Origin of the sequence: Shewanella sp. Shew256, from assembly GCF_002196695.1 — a bacterium.
GTDB lineage: Bacteria > Pseudomonadota > Gammaproteobacteria > Enterobacterales > Shewanellaceae > Shewanella > Shewanella mangrovisoli.
This window is the reverse complement of sequence record NZ_NAJR01000019.1, coordinates 1-16,401: the sequence shown is the minus strand read 5'-3', so window position 1 is coordinate 16,401 and position 16,401 is coordinate 1. Positions and strand designations below refer to the sequence as shown.

Sequence of the window (16,401 nt, the reverse complement as noted above, 5' to 3'; positions counted from 1 at the left end):
AATGGGGTGAGAAAGCCCTTGGGGGCGTACTCACCCCCAAGGGTTAAATTAAGCATTCGCAGCTGTTAGCGATTGCGTAAACATTTCAGCTAAATGCAGCTTGCCCAACTCATTAAGCGCTAGACGCTCTTCAGGAGTTGAAGCGGCTGTAAACACAATCTCAAACACCTCCTGCATCGTGAAGTCAGGCAACAACTCCCACATTACCGCCCAATCAACTAAAACACGAGTTGATAGTGCTGATTGAATGCAGTGCTGAGAATTGCCGTTGACAGCATCGGTGTTCATCGCATCACGTACCGTTTTGGCAAATTTCGCCATCGCAAGACGAATACGATAAGACAGCTTAGTCATATCACCGAGAATATCTGTATCCACAGAAATTGCTGGATATTCAAAGCCAATCCAAAGGAAGCGACGTTTAACCGCCTCGTCCATATCGGATGAAATCGAACCGTAACGGCCAGACATGTCGGCTATACCTGGGGTCTGACACGTTGCAATTACTCTAAAGAGCGGGTGAGGATTTACCACCTCGCCAGTTTTCTCAATCGCAAGAGGTTTGCCCTCGAGGATTGGGTGAAGACTAGCTAGCAGGTCGAATGAGCCTTTATCCAGCTCGTCCAGCAACAGAATACCGCCTTCGCGATACGCTTTGACCACCACGCTCTCTTCAAAAACGGTTTCACCATTTTTGATACCAATGTTGCCCTTCAGCGTTTCGGGGCGCATGGTTTCACTCACGGATACTCGGTGCAGAGATAAGCCAAGAGAAGCCGCAAGAAACGCGACAAACTCCGTTTTACCCGTACCTGTTTCGCCATAACAAGCCAGTGACATGTTACGGCTCTTTCCGAACATCCAAGTCAGCGCAATGAGCAAATTACGCTCGTTTGGTCTGTACTTGGGGTTCACTTTTGGCACGTTAGCCATACCTTCAAAAACAGCGACCATTTTACCGCTTAAAGTTGGGCATAATGGGAATACTGTTGCACCGGATACTTGTTTAGCTTTAATAGACATAACTCACTCCAAAATTTTAGAAATGCCCGTAAGGCATTAAAATAAAAGGGTGAGTCTGCCCCATGGGGACAAAACTCACCCCCAAGGGTTTAAAAATTAATTAAAAAACGCAGCAAAAGCGGCATCTAACTCGGCACTTAATTCCGAGTGCTCCACTTCTTCAGTCACTTTTGCCGTTGTAACTTCCGTTTCACCACTGTCTTCTGTGGATCCGCGTAACGCATGTAGCAACTGAGCGACATCTTCATCAATCTCAGCCATAGGCTCGTTAACAATTTCAGGCTCAACCATCGCTTCCAAGCCTAGTTCGTCGTATGACGTTAACAGAGTTTCAAGCGCGGTTTTGTTGCTTAATGACGTTAGTAACAGCCGTAACAAACCTAACGATTTGCTATCCAGTTGCCCATTCTTAGGGAACGAGTTGCGCATCTCATTGAGACATGCCGCAAGTCCGACCCAAGTATCAGAAAGAAAACTGAAGTTCGCCGCCTTTGCTTCCATATCAGCAAGGAATGAAATTGCCTTTTGACCAATCACGTCGCCGCGACCAATCTTATTCAACACATCCTCTGACAAATCCGCAAATTCTTGAAGCAGCTTTTTATCCAAGTGAGTATCAGCAGCAGCCGATTCATCATCGGACATAGAACCGATAACGATAGACATTGGTGGGCTCATGCTCATATAGAAGCGTGATTCCACGTCACTGACAGTAGGCGCATCACGGCGAATGAATCTTGCCGCTTCAGGATGTGCCGCACACTGGTTATCCAGCAGCTCTTCGTAATCTTTCACGAAGGCTTCTGCTTCCTCATTAAAAGCACGCTGAATTGCTTCAAAGCGAATTTTTAAGGTATCGAACTCACTCTCAGGGACTAACCACCCACCCCAAACAGGAATGCCAGCAGTATCCATGAGTCGCTTAGCTCTCATGTAATATTTACTGACGAATTTAAGGGCTGATTTATCAACCAAGAACTTACGAGGCTTCTCTGTGACTTCTGACACGTCCCCACCTTGATCATCAAATACCTTTGATGATTTCTCTGACTTCTTGCCCGAAAAGGACGAGAAATCTAAAGACAGATGGAGACCTTTTTGGCCTTGCAATGAAGCAATTTTGGCCTGACGTGCAGCGATGTTACCTGCGGTATTAAATTTCATGACTCACTCCAAATATGCCCGTTAGGCATAAAAAAAGGGTGAGTCTGCCCCGGGGGGACAAAACTCACCCCAAGGGTTAATAAATTGATTTGTTCACCAGCTGCAGCAGTCAAACTCCGTTGGCGTTTTATGGCTCGGATTTTACTGATGCAATTGGATATGCTGGAGCGATACTGACTCAAAATAGTGCCAATGATTCGCCCCAAGAAATAGTCTGCCAAACGCCTTCGCCATTTCGCAATTGCGATTGCTGCTTAGTGCGTTTTTTAGACCAAGTTTCGTTGTTGAGCTTTATTCTGGCATTGACGATTTCAACTGGGTCAACGACGTCTAAGACACCATCCCTCAGTAAATCACAATCTAAACCAGCATAACGACAAGCAACTAGAAACTGCTCTGAAAACACCCAGTCAAGAATGTCTTCCGCTTCAGTCACCGAATCTCTCAGTAACTCCAGATTTGCAGAAATGATTCCGTCCCAAAAAGCGCGACATTGTTCAGCGCTCCAATCAACAGATTCATGAATGCCTAATTCACCCAACGATTTCTCGCGGGTTTGATATTTTTTAGCCATACCCACTCCAAATAAATAAGTTGCGGGTACGGCCCTTTAGTGGGCAGAACCCACAAGGGAAAAAATGCTTAACGCAGCATCAAAGCGCCCTTTCGGGAGATTGTGATGGTCAAACTAGATGCTCTAGTAGACGCACCACAACCAAACAACAACTCGGCAATTAAATTCCAGTTTCGCGTAGGCGATTGGAATACTGATGTTCAGCGCTTAATTGGGAGTTGTTGTGAGGAAGCATGGAGTGGTACTAAGCAAAATAGGCTTGAAAAAACCCACTTTGGTTAGTTGTGCCAATCAGCACCGGCACTGATTGGCTGACACGTCCGTAAGACGGTCTTACTAGCCGGTTAGATAACACCTAGAGTTTCCTCTGGTGACAGAATGTTTTGAGATTTTGCCCAAACTGATAAACGCTCAGCCAGTTCGCCATGATCACTGCTGCTCACATCAAAACCAACCTTGCTTGATGTAATAGCAACACATTTTTCAGACGCGGTAACGAGCACATTCAGATCAGAGAAGAAAATCGCAGATAGTGTAGACATAAGTAAAATTCCTGTTTATAGAGTGTCGCTAGTGCTGTCTATTGCGAAAGAGCATTAGTGACACCCCATAAACAGTCCTAGAGGACGCTTAAGTGATGTCGATTTACAGTGGTTAATTTGGCATTACCAAACTAGGCCCAATCTCTCTAATACAGGTCTAACTAAAAACAGATAGATAGTCATAAAACCCATAAAGATTGCCGCAAATACGATAGCGTCCATAGTCTCACTCCAGTTTTAATAAAATAAAAAAGAAAAGGGGTGAGAACGCCTTTTAGGGCAATTCATCACCCCAAAAAGGTAGGTTTGTTAATCAATGTAACAAGTTGAATAGATTCCGTTTGGCCAAGCGTGTACGTGCGCCAGAGTCAAGCAAGGCATACGTAAAACTGTCTTGAAGCTCTAAAGGGAGTCGATTCATTAGTTCTTTAAATGTCGCAACCATCTCTGATTTCAAAGATTCAGCCGCAGATAAATAAAGGGTCCCACACAACTCACCAGCTAAATCAGCATGGAATTTGGCGTTTTTTTGAATTTTTGAATTGACATCACGAAACGGAGAATCGTTAAGCAAGGCAATCTGAGCTGAAGCAGTTTGAATCTCGCCTTCAGCGTCACAAAGTGTGATTTTTTGATTAAGGGTGATCTGATGCAGAACACTCTCGGCCGAAAAAATACTATTCATAGTTCACTCCAATAATTAAAAATTGGGTGAACAATCCCTGTGGGGGAATATTCACCCACAAGGGAAGATATTTAGAAAATCTAAACATCTGGTTTCAGGTCGCTAATCTGAATTGAGTCTGAGTCCGAGGCTAACGGAGACTTTTGGTTGCTGCGTAGCAACACCTTTTGAACTAAACGCCGAATCTATCTAACTGAATTTTTCAGTGATAGATTTTTCGTAAAGAAATGGAAAGCTGATATTCAGCGAGCCAGACGTTTAGGTGGGAGGTTCGGCTGCGCAATTGCACTAGGAAATCGTTATTTCCTAGTGAAACTGGAGGTAAATCAGAAATAGCTAAAGCCACCGATACGAAAGCCATGAACAGGTGTGTACATCATGGCCCTGAAAAGAATGCCTACTGAAAAGTAGAACACTTAGAAAGGCGAAGGGCATCCGCCTACATACACATTATTTTAATTTCACAGGTTTGTCAATCTGTCAGTTTAAGCGTAAAACCCCACACTTCTAGGGTGGGGATGTAAGCGCCCTTGCATTTAATTGATGTCTGTATAAATATACAGCCATGCACACAAAAACCCTAAAAGTCAGAGTAAAAGACAAACACCAAATCGTGCTCACTCAGCAAGCGAGGTCGGTCAACTTTGTCTGGAACTACATTAACGAATTAAGCTCACGCTCCATCAAAGAGCGGGGGCGGTTTTTGTCTGCATTTGATATTCATCCTTACACCAAAGGCGCGAACAAAGAGCTAGGACTTCACAGTCAGACGCTTCAATGTATCGCCAAAGAGTACGTTACTCGCAGAGTCCAATTCAAAAAGGTTCGCCTTAACTGGCGCAAGTCGGGTGGTGCGAAACGCTCCCTTGGCTGGATACCAATTAACACGGGCGCGGCCAAGTGGAAAAACGGTCAAGTGTTCTTCAATGGTCACTATTACAGCGTGTGGGATAGCTACGGCCTAAGCAAATATCAGTTCAAAACCGCTTCATTCAACGAAGATGCTCAAGGGCGTTGGTACTTCAATGTGGTGGTTGAAATCGAAACTCAAGCAAGCTCAGGGACAGCGAGTGTCGGTATCGACCTTGGTTGTAAAGAAGCGGCCACTGATAGCAACGGTCATAAAGTTGTTGGCCGCCAGTACCGCCAGCTCGAACAGCAATTAGGTATTGCGCAACGGGCTAACAAGAAACACCGAGTTAAGGCAATTCACGCCAAAATCAAGAATCGCCGCAAGGACGATTTGCACAAATACAGTCGCCAGCTAGTAGATGGTAATGCGGCGATTTTCGTTGGTAACGTCAATTCCCTTTCTTTAGCTAAAACCAAAATGGCTAAGTCCGTTTTGGATGCAGGATGGGGAATGCTCAAAACAATGCTGGAATATAAATGCGCTCACGCAGGCGTTGTTTTTGAAGAAATCAACGAGAGTTACACAACCCAAACGTGTTCGTGCTGCGGGGAAATCCCCGCAAGCAGTCCGAAAGGTAGAGCAGGCTTGAGAATAAGAGAATGGTCTTGTAGCAGTTGTGGCGCTACGCATGATAGAGATGTCAATGCAGCCAAGAACATTCTTGCGGTCGGGCATGACCGTCTAGCTGTAGGAATCCACCCCCTTTAGGGGGTGGAGGATGTCAAGCGGCGTCAAAATCGTCAGCATCGTCTTCATATCCAGACTCCAGCTCTACAACCCTTTCTTTGTTAACCTCGTACAGAAACTCACTGGGCTCACTGGTGTAACTCATAGTGAGCGACGAGATAGCGCGGGTCATGGCCACATACATTAATCGACGTTCTTCCGCTATCTTACCCTCTGCTAACGCCTCTTTGCTCGGGATGGTTCCTGTGTCGCTCCCCACAATCCACACGTTGTCGAACTGCAAACCTTTTGAAGAGTGCATAGTGATCAATGACAGCTTAGGTGCGGCCTCTTCTGATTGGTCTTTACGCTTTTTGCTGTCTAACGAAGGCTTCAGTTGCGCAATACTTTCTCCCAGGCTCTCCCAGTGACGTCCAGCAATGACATCACCGACGACTTGAGCATGTTTTTGGTCGCGCTTATCGAGGTGTATGGCTAACAATTTAACGATAGATTGCATGTAGGTTCGCTTAGCATCCTCACGCCCTGCAGGTATGTCATGCCAGCCTTCAGCTAATGAGTGGAATTTTTGCAGGTCAGCATGATGACCAATCTCCGCATGTTTAAGGCCGCCAAAGGTCGTTTTCGCCGTCCGGCATAAACCAATAATTCTTGCCGTTTCCGCCTCTGGCACTGACAAAGCCGCCAAAGCCCGATGTAGGGTATGGTCATCATGTTTGCCTGAAATCACAGAGGCAATTTGAATCAAGCTGTAGGGTGCTACGCCATCAAAAAACGACTTACCGCCGCGTCGATTGTACTCAATGCCATGACCCTGAATAACCGTTTCAACGCGATCAAGGATGGCATTATTCCTCGCAATTACTGCCCACGTATGAGGCTCTTTGCTCACCGCATCTAAAATCTGGTTAAGCTGGTTATCCATCGTGCCAGACTTAATGATTTTGACAGTCCCTTGCTCTTCCCTAACCGCATTCATCGGCTTATCAATCCTATCGGGGTTATTGAACTTAATCAGCATACCCGCTCGATTCAGGATTTCCTTTGAGCATCTAAAGCAGTCTCTTAGCACGTAAGCATCTGCGTTAAACTCTGACTGAAAGGCCACCATATTGTCGTATCCTTGGCCACCCCTGAACGAGTAGATAGCTTGATCGTCATCACCAACGACCACCAGCTTTTTACCAAGCAGCGCGTGTTCACGTAGCCACATGTATTGCAGTGCATCGGTATCTTGAAATTCGTCTACCAGAATATGCGTAGCCGACACAGGAGGGATTTCACTTTGCGCCAGCCAACTCACGGACAGTTGGCATACGACGTTAAAATCCGTCTTGCCCTGCTTAATCAGCATATCTTTGTAAAGCTCGTACAAGGCAACTTCTGTGCCACTATACTCTTTTGACAGGTCTTGGCTTCGGCCCATTTCATCAAACAGCCTAACAACGTCCGGCACCTTAAATCTGAACTTATCAATGAGGTCTAAATGGTCAGCTTCATTGAGCACCGACTTAACGAACAGCATTAACTCATTGGCCATTAATAACCGGCGATTAAGTTTGCCGCGAGTCATCGCTAACGCAGTTGAATGAAAGGTACTGATAGTTACACGTTCCATAGCTCGTGGGGTAAGGGCGTGAAGCATTCGCTCAGTGAGCTCAACACGAGCCGCATCCGTGAACGTAAGTAAATGGACAGAATAGGCGCCATCTCTGGACAGTAAACGCTTAGTCAGCTCTACCAAAACATAGGTTTTGCCGCTTCCAGGTAATGCACAAACAAGGGTATTGTCGTCACGCTCGATGACTAACCCCTGATCTTTTGTTGAGCCCATTTAAACTTCACCATTAAATTTATGTGTTGTCCAAATGATAATTTTCACAGGCAAAACAATCAACCTTTAACCACTCATATTATATTTCAAGAAATTTGCCAAGTATTAAGCCTGTGTTAACATTGTTGGCAATTCTATCAGGAGTTCACCATGAAAAAGACCTACTCACTTGCCGCTGTTCTTGCTTGCACCGCATTGTTCTCTGGTTGCGCGTCAACACCAACTGACAAATCAGCACCTAAAACAGTCTCTCAACTCGATATTAAATCTGATGATTCTTTTGCATTTAAAGTTTTCAAGTTGGGTCATGGGGGGCATGGAAACATCAAAGACAAAATTGTTTCTGATGCTGAATGGGAGAAAATTAACGGTTCTAGCGGCTCGGTTGTCGCAATGAACGCGGCAGCTGGCACAGCTGGCTTAGGTGTGATTTCTGGTTCCGGCCTATCTGGTGGCCTATTAAATGCGGGTCTATTTTTCTTAGGTTCAGGGGAGATCCCACCTTTACCAACATTTATGTTTTATCAAATTGTGCCAGCAGAACAGATGGAACAAGCAAAAGGTGACTTAATCAAAGCCTACTTGCCAAATGGTCAGAAATTTGAACTCACAGCTGGAGTTGATGGCAGAACTGTAGTGCTGGTTGATTCGAATTATTCAGATTTACCATTACCCCAATTCAAAGGTAAATTTGCGGCATTGAGCATTTCTACAACTACCTTGCTTAGTGGGGCTGAATTGAAATCATTGCTGAATATTGGTGATGGAAGCGGTAGTTATGCGATTTTAAAGTTAGGCATTGGTTCTTGTTACCAAGTTGAGAGCAGCAAGTTATTAGCTCAGACCTTTGAATATCCATCCTACTTTTATATGCCACCAAAGGCACCTAATTCACGCAAAACCTGTGAGTCTGTTGATAAATCATTGACTGATTATCCATATATCATTGACGTTAATACCAAAACTCAGCGCTTCTTCGTCAAAATGTAATCTTATCCCCGCAACCATTTAACAAAATACTTGCGGGGTTTTGTCACTTTAGATTGGGCAAGATGGTGGTCTTGGGAAACCAGAACAATCTAGGTTAGTAGCAGGGGAAGCGTTTTCAAACGCTTCTCTAACTTTTACACCAGTATCCACCCCTAACTGATTTTTAATCCTGTCATCGGCGCTGTCTCGCGCATCGGGGTTAACTATGGCATCTTCACCCGTTTTTTCCATGTCAGGCTCAGGGAACATACCAGATTCAGTCATTAACCCCACCCACTCGCTGAAGTCTACTTTTCCTAGGTCGATATTCGATAATTCGTCTAGGGTTAATCCACGACACATTTCGTTGTCATGCCATGACACTGGATTATGGCCAAGTTGAACTATCACCTGCTCCATGATAATTCGAGCTAAGGTACTCTTGAAACAGCAATACTCGTTGTGCGCCTTATCAGTACATATCCCTAATGTCTTTTTACAAGGCACTTTACGGACAAAGAAGCACTTGCGCTCTTTCAGCTCGGTCCCCATTTTCAGCTCTTCCTCGTCACATGCCGTTAGAATCGTATAAAGCAATTTGAGCATGTTATAAATGGTGTAAAGCATCATCACGAAAGAAAGCGCTGCTATGAGGTTACTTACAACACCTTCCATAGCCTGTGCGCCAGCACCTTCTGCTAAAGCACCTGATTGCTCTTTGGCTACTTCAACCCCTAGCGCTTCAGCCCCAGAAACTATAGCTTCCTGCATCGCCTGCGGCATGACATCATAAACCCACTGGTAGATTTGAGTTTTTACCGTATCGATTGAGGTAGCCAAATCAGTAAAAAAGTCAGTAACAACGGATCCAGCTTCTCCTGATACGGTAGTTGTCGCATTACCTGCTGTAGCAGTAGCTTCAGACGAAAAGGATTTACCAAGATAATCCCATGCACCTTTTGCAGCCTCCGTCGCTGGTTTAGTTGAGTCAGATACCCAATCGACGGCATCATTCCAACCACTTTTTACCATGCTCCAGCCTTTTTTGGCATATTCCCCGCCTAAATACTCATTCACCCACGCGTTCTCACTGGACACTGCGTTTTGCCCAGCTTTAAAGGTCATTAATGACAGTTTAAATAAGTTGGATGTGGTATCGGTGCCTTTGGTGGAGCAGCAATCATTTACCTTGAGTTGATCCCAGCTACATTGCTCAACACTGCCAACGAACACTTGGCAGGTATCAGGATTAGTAGGGTCAGTACATGATGACCCATTGTCTAATTCGTTTATAGCCGCGTACATCGCAGCAGTTTGAACAAAGTCTGTATTGGTCTCTTTTGCTTTTGTTTTGCAATTGCCATTCACACATGAAATATCGGTAAAACAGGTATTATTCTCTACTATTTCAGTTTTAGTTATGACCGAACCGCTCTCGCAGCGATAAGTCACATCCCACCCAAAACATGTATTAGTTGCCGAATCAAGCCACCCCTCCGCACACGTAGATGACTCAATACTGCATTTTTCATCTGACGTATACTGACTGCACTGATCACCCATTGTCCGAATGTCAGAATACCCAACTGTTCCACCATTAAAGGGTAGTCGATTACCCTTAAGAGGATCACACACATAATCTTCCATGTGCGCATACATGCAAGGAGTAAGGCCATCGTCCCCCTCGTATAAAGGATCTAGATTGACAAGTGCAAACATATCCTTGGTTTTTTCTAACGCATCGATAACTTGTTGGTCTGAGGATATATCACGCAGTACTTCCCAATGAGCGAGATAAAGTGGTGCGTTAGCACGTTTGGTCCAATCTTCTGAGGTATTCCCTCGCCCAATGATAATTCGACGTTGCTTTAAAGAGTCAAAACTTCCACCGTACATCTGCTTAGCATCAAAAATCTGGCCATTCTCATTGTAAAACCGAGATGTAACACCGTTGTTTATTTTGACAGCAAATACAGACCATTTATTCCGCTTGGGTAGGACGTTTACAAACTCTGTACCATACATACCTGGGCCACTGTAGATACTATGAGTTTGAAACCCAATTCCCTCTTTGCATACCCATAGACCGTCGTCGTTCTTATTGTCACCTTCATCATCAGTGGTACCAACTATGTTGCCGCAGTTTGATTTAGTCCCATTTGCCAAACTTGGGTCAAAATCCCTACGCATAACCATTAATATTACGTCATTTGCCCCAGACACCGCCTGAACCCCCGGAGCACCATCTATATCCGAAAGATTTAGCACACCACCGTTATTGATTAACTCAGAATCTAATCTAGCATCGCATTTCCAATCAGATGCCGTACAAAAACTGTCTGGCGTTGACAACGATGCCTCACATCCTTCTGGTGACTCAACAATGTCCTCAACCCAGTTTGCAAGCAAGTCTTGATCGAAATTGATAGTGATACTGGCATACCCTTCCCCCAAATTTTTTACGGATAGCAACTGTTCGACGGTCAGAGTGCGATTCTTTGCTAATGCAGTCTGGAATGGCACAGTCACATCAATGGGGGACGCAGTTATGGTGTTACCAATATCGGAGCAAGACTGTCCATCTAGTGGGAAAGTCGAAGACTGGTTAAGAATTGTGTCATTAACTGATAATTTAAAATAATCGTCATATCTCGATTTCCCTATAGTCGCGGAAACAATGTTTATTCCGTCAAGCAATCTGAACGATGAAGCATTGCGATAGACTTTACACGTACCATCATCATTGTCTGGCAGAGCGTTATCCGTTTCATCTCCCAAAATGATTGAAATACAGCGTTTACCGCAATACCCAAACCCACTGCCAAAGATTTTATTCTCGTTTGGTGGCGTTAAAATTCGTTCTCTATTACAGCTTGAAAGATTGTTTCTGTTTGGCTTAAAGCACTCTTCGATAGTATTTTTAATCAGTGAGTCATCGATAGTAGTTTTAGTGACAGTGTCCGTCGAACAATCCCCGAAAAATTGTCCTCCACTACCATTAAGAATGTTTTGCTGTTCCTGTGATCCAGATTTAAGGAATGAAGCATCCTTTCCAATAGTGTGTGGCGGGTTCTTGTTTTGAGCATCAAGCAAGGTTAGATAAGCATTGGCACTATGATCTTGCGCATCATTCGTTTCATCTTGATTTGCCCCTACAACGGGCTCTGACTTTCCATAAGCCGTGTTTCGCTCAACGGCCTCTTTAATCGATTTTTGTTGCGCCTTTTCGTCCTGATAAGTACCTGTTGCAGATACGTTGTAACCGTTATTGGAGTCAAGCCCGAGCATATCAGCATTGGTCATATTAGATGTGGTCATATCTGTTTGACCAACATTCCGGTAATTAAGCTTAATATTGTTAGTTGTACCTCCTGGCAGCTCAATGGCGCCTACCGCGGATTTGCCAAAATCGCGGCCCATCTGCATAAAGTAATCAGGATCTGATAAGTTTCCCTTCGCCGTAATACAGGTATTGCTGTAGGGATCTAACTCTTTTCCTGCTGGGCAGCTGGTTACTGTACCTGACGTGCTCACGCATGAGCCATTCTTATACGACGTTCCTGCTGGGCAGCTCGGGGCCGTCCCAGGTGAACACTGACCGCCATCTTGGTAATAGCCGGACGAACAGCTTACCGTAGACGGGGTTGTTTGCACTTTCACACAGTTGTCATCACCGGCAGGGGTGTAACCCGTTGGACAGGTGGAGACCGTACCTTCGTAAAGAGTGCGCTTACAAGTAGATTCATTCTGCTTTTGCCAGCTTTGGTCAGGCAGTGACACAGTGACTGTCTCGTCTTTTTTACAGAGTCCGAGGTCTACATAGGTCTGGGGACAGATTTGCTCAACCTTTTCAGAGGCTCCGCCCTCATTTGGACACGTTTTTCCCAATGGAGTTTGTAGCTTAAAACAGATCCCATTGCTATATGTCGTGTACCCACTGGGGCAATTCGCTAATGAGGATGCGCTTTGCCTTGCAGAGCAATAATTGGGATACAGTGGGTCTTGATAATTCCACGATTGCTGGATATCGAGCCAGTTAGTCCCAGTGGGGCAACTGTTAATCGTTGTCCGGGACTCATTTTTGGCGCATGTTTGTAAGCCATCAACAGTGGTGACGGAATAACCAGCTGTAGGGCATGTCACTACTGGCGCTGCATAGGTGTACTTAACACAAGTGCCATTTGAAAAGCTCCACCCTGTTGGGCAGGAATACTGAAGAGATACTGGCAATGGGAGATCTGCAAATGCAGGGCTACTTGTGAGAAATAGCGCCAGAAAACTCATAGTTAAAATATTGAATAAGTAAATGCTTCCTATTCCGTAAGAGATTGCCTTTTCCCACCACGTAACCAGTTTATCTTCCATTGTTATTGAACCCTCACACAGCAATCGGTGTATCTGAAAATTGAATAAACCGCGTGTTGGTCTTTTCCATTACCAGGAGACTTTCTACCTGAACCCCACCAAATCGTAGGCCAACCGAGAGGGTGACAACATTCATCCCATGAACCATCTAGGGTTGATTTATTTTTATCTTCGCTGTTGTCGTAATTGCCAGTTTCAGGATTTTGTAGATCCTCAATATTAAAAGCCTTCGTGGGTTTCACAGCTGATGCTGCTGCAGGATTAGCTTCAGGAGACGGATACATCATAGAAATTTTGTACTGCGCCTTAGGGATCATTGGACTGTACTCGGCGTTACACATCGCCTCTTTACCGTAAGTTTTTCGCGCTAACCCCCTGCGATGTAGCGCAGCAAGTGAACGAGTCGTGATTAACTGAGTATTGCGGATAAAATCATTGTCGGCCCCAATAAAGCCGGTTAATGGATACAAGGGACCATCTAAACCAGCGCAGAACCACAGTGCCTCGTTAGCACTGCCGCTACTAGCAGTGATCATCCCATCGGCAACACAAATGGCGCGGCCAACTGGATTCGCAATCGGAATTGCGTCAGGAGTGAACAGAAATGATAGCGCCGAGTTTTCGTAGGTGACATCGAGGATTGACATGTACGCAATATCGAGGTCAAAGTAACCAGGGGATGTGTCGCACTCAGGCAACAAGAAAAGACCTAACATCTTGAAAACCGGATTGATGATGTAGTTGTAATGTAAGAACGATACCGTTTCGGCAGATTGAGTTTCTGGGTTGGATGCCCTCCCCCGCATCGTCATGTCATTTTGTAGCAAGGTTCCACCCAGCGTTGGACTGCACCATGGCGTTGCAGAGACTTCAACTAAATGATCAGGTGACCAGTAACCCAGAGATACCCCAAGCTCCGGCACACCCAGAGCATCCGAGCATGAGCATAAACGACTCGAATTAGCCCCTTTAGGCACATTGTCCGAGAATCCGGCGAGGTTAAAAGGTAGCGTACATGACCAGCAAAAAGAGTTAATCAGGTTTGAGAAATAGCCAGCATCGGGGCAAACCGAGTCCGGCTTACTGTTCGCACTCACATTTACGGACATCATGGAAGCCAGAAAAACAGCTACTTTTGCGAACTTCTTCATCATTTGGCACCGCCATTTGGAGCTACTAATAGTGTCGGTAATCCCGCATTACTCAGAGTTCGTTGACCAATCTCAGTGACGCGGATTTCTCCCTTAAACAAATCAACCAATGCGGGTAAATGCTCAAGCTGAAAACGAGACACCATCGTCGGTTGCATCAAGTACAAGCGACGGCCTAGTTTTGTCTGCAACCGGTTAAATTCGGTTAAATCGCTACCGGCCGGCAGCGCAGATAGCAGCACGTAAACTTGCTTGTGCTCAGTCACGGAAAGTACATCATTCATCCACGCCAGCTGACGTTCACTGGTTGGGTCAATCATGAATAAGCGGGTTTCCATTTGGAGTAATGCTGTAGGATCTACAACATCACCGGCCTTGGCAAAATACTGGCCATCCGGCGTTGTTTGGTCTTGGGTAAAGCGAACACGCGGGTCAATTTTGTAACGCACATCCTCGTCTTTAAGGCTCTCTGTCAACTGAACCTCTTTACGGTTAACGAATCGGCTAACGGCCTCGTGCTTTTTCTCTTCCCAATCTACTTTTTTGAGCTTCTGTTGGATAAGTTCGAGCATGTCCATCTCAGTAATGTCGTAAGTGTCTGACAACTTCCCGAGCGAGCCGCTTTGCAACAAGCCTTCGGACTGCTTAACGAAATCTTCTAATGACTGTAGCCCTGTCGCGGTAACCACTTTGCCACCGTTGCGATACACCATTGTTGGCGCTACTTCGACTGCATAGGTATTAAACAAACGAGGGTCTATGATAACTCTTGGAGTAACATCTAAATCTGCTTCATCTATCACTCTATGAATGGCGTTGGAGGCATCACGCAGACTTTCAGATTCATCTTTCAGGCCTCTAAATACGACTGTTGTTTTAACTTGGCTTTGAGATGCTGCTCTCAGCGCTGATTTCAGCGTGTATGCTGGCATACCGAATGAAGCGAAAATGAATACCTCTCCGTTTGCGGCTATCTCTTGCTGCACAACAGGCGTGACAGGTTCTGGCTTTGGCAGCACTTGATGCCTGATCGCATCGGCCTGCTGGGTGAGCATTTGTGCTTGTGAAATGTAAGATTGCTGCCCCCAAGCAGCGGGGAGGCCACCTTGGGGCTGCTGGGTATTGTTCTGCCTCATAGCCTCGATTTGGCTACGGACTTCATCCATCTGTCGTTTTGCATCCAGAATAAACTGCTGGTTATCGTCTGTAGCCATTGCATCGAAATAAATGGCAGACATCGTTACCGCCACAAACAAGCTAACAAGAAACTGTCTATTAGATAATGAGGTAAGCACGACCAATCACCTGCTGAGTTTTGATTGAACCAAAGAAACGACTGTCATAACTGCCAGGTTCTGTGCCTAACACAAAGATCCCGCCATTCTCTACAGTCCGAGTACCAATGAGCTTTTGTACATCGATATTCAGCGCATTCGCCGCATTGTCGATAGGTGCTGGGAACCTGTGTTTTTTGTTGGTCACACTAAACCTCCCTATTTCTACGAGGTCTCCTTCGACACCTGCCACTAACTTTATGATGTTGATCCCTGACGGAAGAATGTCGGTTTGAGGAGACATGAACATCACCAGCTCGCCGCTATTAACGTGTTTTTGTCGTGTGTCTACCACGAATACTGAACCTGGAATGCATTTATCGCTGTTGAGTACCAATATCAGTTTATAGCTATGACTAAACCACGTAGTAGCAGCTGTAATGACGGCAGCAATACAAAATGGAAGTAAATACGTGTGACGCCAGTGAGCCTTGTCGAATTTGATCATCTACACATTTCTATTAGTATACAGTTCATGTATATTACTAGACGGAATGCAGTTCAGCAACAACGAGAGCGGCGATGAAATCTACTGTGAATGACTTAGAGCTAATTTTGAATCAACTAGGAATTGACCCGACAACACTGATCCCAGTGAATATTACAGGTCTTACAATTGAAGAGTTGGACCGCATTTCCGCACACGTAGAATGTGGGAAGAGTTTTGTGAATTGCTGTAGAACTCAGAGCATATTGAATGCTGAACTTATAGTGCAAGGGATCGTGATTGTCGCGATAGGTGATAATTTAATCGCGCTAGATCATCGATGGTTAAAGCGTGGCGACTACTATTTAGACCCCACATTTAGTTTATTCAACAGCACCAGCAGCCCTAATGATACCTATGTTCTTAGCTACTTTATGCAAATTGAAGTTGCAACCGCAAATGCTGCTAATGATTCAATATCCGATATTTCGATCGATTCATTAAGCAAACTAGCTCAATAGTGAACAACCATCTTCCGTTTAGACCCATTTAACCGAGGCCTCAACCACCTCGGTTTTTTTTGGTTTGGGTTAGATTTTACTTGTCTTGACATCCTCCTCGCCGTAAACGACGAGGATTCCTACTGCGGTTAGGCGCGAACGCCGGACTCGCTTCGGTGGGTTCCTGCTGCTGGCGGCATTGTTGCACCACTCACTTCACAGGCTAATCGGGC

General features: G+C 45.2%; 13 protein-coding genes. 3 read left to right on the top strand and 10 right to left on the bottom strand.

Annotated elements, in window-relative coordinates; translation table 11 throughout:
- Nucleotides 1–48: 48 nt before the first annotated feature.
- From B5P39_RS21835 to B5P39_RS21815, 5 genes are all read right to left on the bottom strand, one after another.
- Entirely contained in the window at nucleotides 49–1,023 is a 975-nt protein-coding gene (locus B5P39_RS21835) for an AAA family ATPase (RefSeq protein WP_011711538.1), read from the bottom strand.
- Between the two features lie 96 nt (nucleotides 1,024–1,119).
- Entirely contained in the window at nucleotides 1,120–2,187 is a 1,068-nt protein-coding gene (locus tag B5P39_RS21830) for a DUF3150 domain-containing protein (protein ID WP_011711539.1), read from the bottom strand.
- 178 nt (nucleotides 2,188–2,365) lie between these two features.
- Complete coding sequence (locus tag B5P39_RS21825; protein WP_011711540.1) at nucleotides 2,366–2,761, bottom strand: hypothetical protein; 396 nt, start codon at nucleotides 2,759–2,761, stop codon at nucleotides 2,366–2,368.
- Between the two features lie 344 nt (nucleotides 2,762–3,105).
- Nucleotides 3,106–3,303 (bottom strand): hypothetical protein, encoded by a 198-nt coding sequence (locus B5P39_RS21820; protein WP_037426827.1) that lies wholly within the window; start codon nucleotides 3,301–3,303, stop codon nucleotides 3,106–3,108.
- Nucleotides 3,304–3,616: 313 nt separating this feature from the next.
- Nucleotides 3,617–3,988, bottom strand: coding sequence for a hypothetical protein (locus B5P39_RS21815; RefSeq protein ID WP_037426830.1), 372 nt, complete (start codon nucleotides 3,986–3,988; stop codon nucleotides 3,617–3,619).
- A gap of 565 nt (nucleotides 3,989–4,553) precedes the next feature.
- Here B5P39_RS21815 and B5P39_RS21810 point away from each other — a divergent pair.
- Complete coding sequence (locus B5P39_RS21810) at nucleotides 4,554–5,609, top strand: RNA-guided endonuclease InsQ/TnpB family protein (protein ID WP_088212891.1); 1,056 nt, start codon at nucleotides 4,554–4,556, stop codon at nucleotides 5,607–5,609.
- A 13-nt stretch (nucleotides 5,610–5,622) separates the two neighbouring features.
- Here the strand turns inward: B5P39_RS21810 and B5P39_RS21805 are convergent, their stop codons facing one another.
- Nucleotides 5,623–7,422: an ATP-dependent helicase gene (locus B5P39_RS21805; RefSeq protein ID WP_086904625.1), complete on the bottom strand. Its 1,800-nt coding sequence runs from the start codon at nucleotides 7,420–7,422 to the stop codon at nucleotides 5,623–5,625.
- A 150-nt stretch (nucleotides 7,423–7,572) separates the two neighbouring features.
- Between B5P39_RS21805 and B5P39_RS21800 the strand changes: the two genes are divergently transcribed.
- Complete coding sequence (locus tag B5P39_RS21800; protein WP_037426836.1) at nucleotides 7,573–8,412, top strand: hypothetical protein; 840 nt, start codon at nucleotides 7,573–7,575, stop codon at nucleotides 8,410–8,412.
- Nucleotides 8,413–8,460: 48 nt separating this feature from the next.
- On the opposite strand, the gene traN is transcribed toward B5P39_RS21800, so the two are convergent.
- The 4 genes from traN to B5P39_RS21780 are packed head-to-tail and all read right to left on the bottom strand — an operon-like array spanning nucleotide 8,461 to nucleotide 15,689.
- A complete protein-coding gene (gene traN, locus B5P39_RS21795) occupies nucleotides 8,461–12,756 on the bottom strand; it encodes a conjugal transfer protein TraN (RefSeq protein WP_088212890.1) in 4,296 nt (1,431 codons plus the stop codon).
- Between the two features lie 2 nt (nucleotides 12,757–12,758).
- The gene (locus B5P39_RS21790; protein ID WP_083848306.1) at nucleotides 12,759–13,865 is read right to left on the bottom strand and encodes a TraU family protein; all 1,107 of its coding nucleotides are present in this window, start codon (nucleotides 13,863–13,865) and stop codon (nucleotides 12,759–12,761) included.
- A 41-nt stretch (nucleotides 13,866–13,906) separates the two neighbouring features.
- The gene (locus B5P39_RS21785) at nucleotides 13,907–15,145 is read right to left on the bottom strand and encodes a TrbC family F-type conjugative pilus assembly protein (protein WP_239642740.1); all 1,239 of its coding nucleotides are present in this window, start codon (nucleotides 15,143–15,145) and stop codon (nucleotides 13,907–13,909) included.
- A 37-nt stretch (nucleotides 15,146–15,182) separates the two neighbouring features.
- Nucleotides 15,183–15,689 (bottom strand): S26 family signal peptidase, encoded by a 507-nt coding sequence (locus B5P39_RS21780; protein ID WP_037426844.1) that lies wholly within the window; start codon nucleotides 15,687–15,689, stop codon nucleotides 15,183–15,185.
- A gap of 74 nt (nucleotides 15,690–15,763) precedes the next feature.
- Between B5P39_RS21780 and B5P39_RS21775 the strand changes: the two genes are divergently transcribed.
- Nucleotides 15,764–16,189 (top strand): hypothetical protein, encoded by a 426-nt coding sequence (locus B5P39_RS21775; RefSeq protein ID WP_083848303.1) that lies wholly within the window; start codon nucleotides 15,764–15,766, stop codon nucleotides 16,187–16,189.
- The last annotated feature ends 212 nt before the right edge of the window (nucleotides 16,190–16,401 follow it).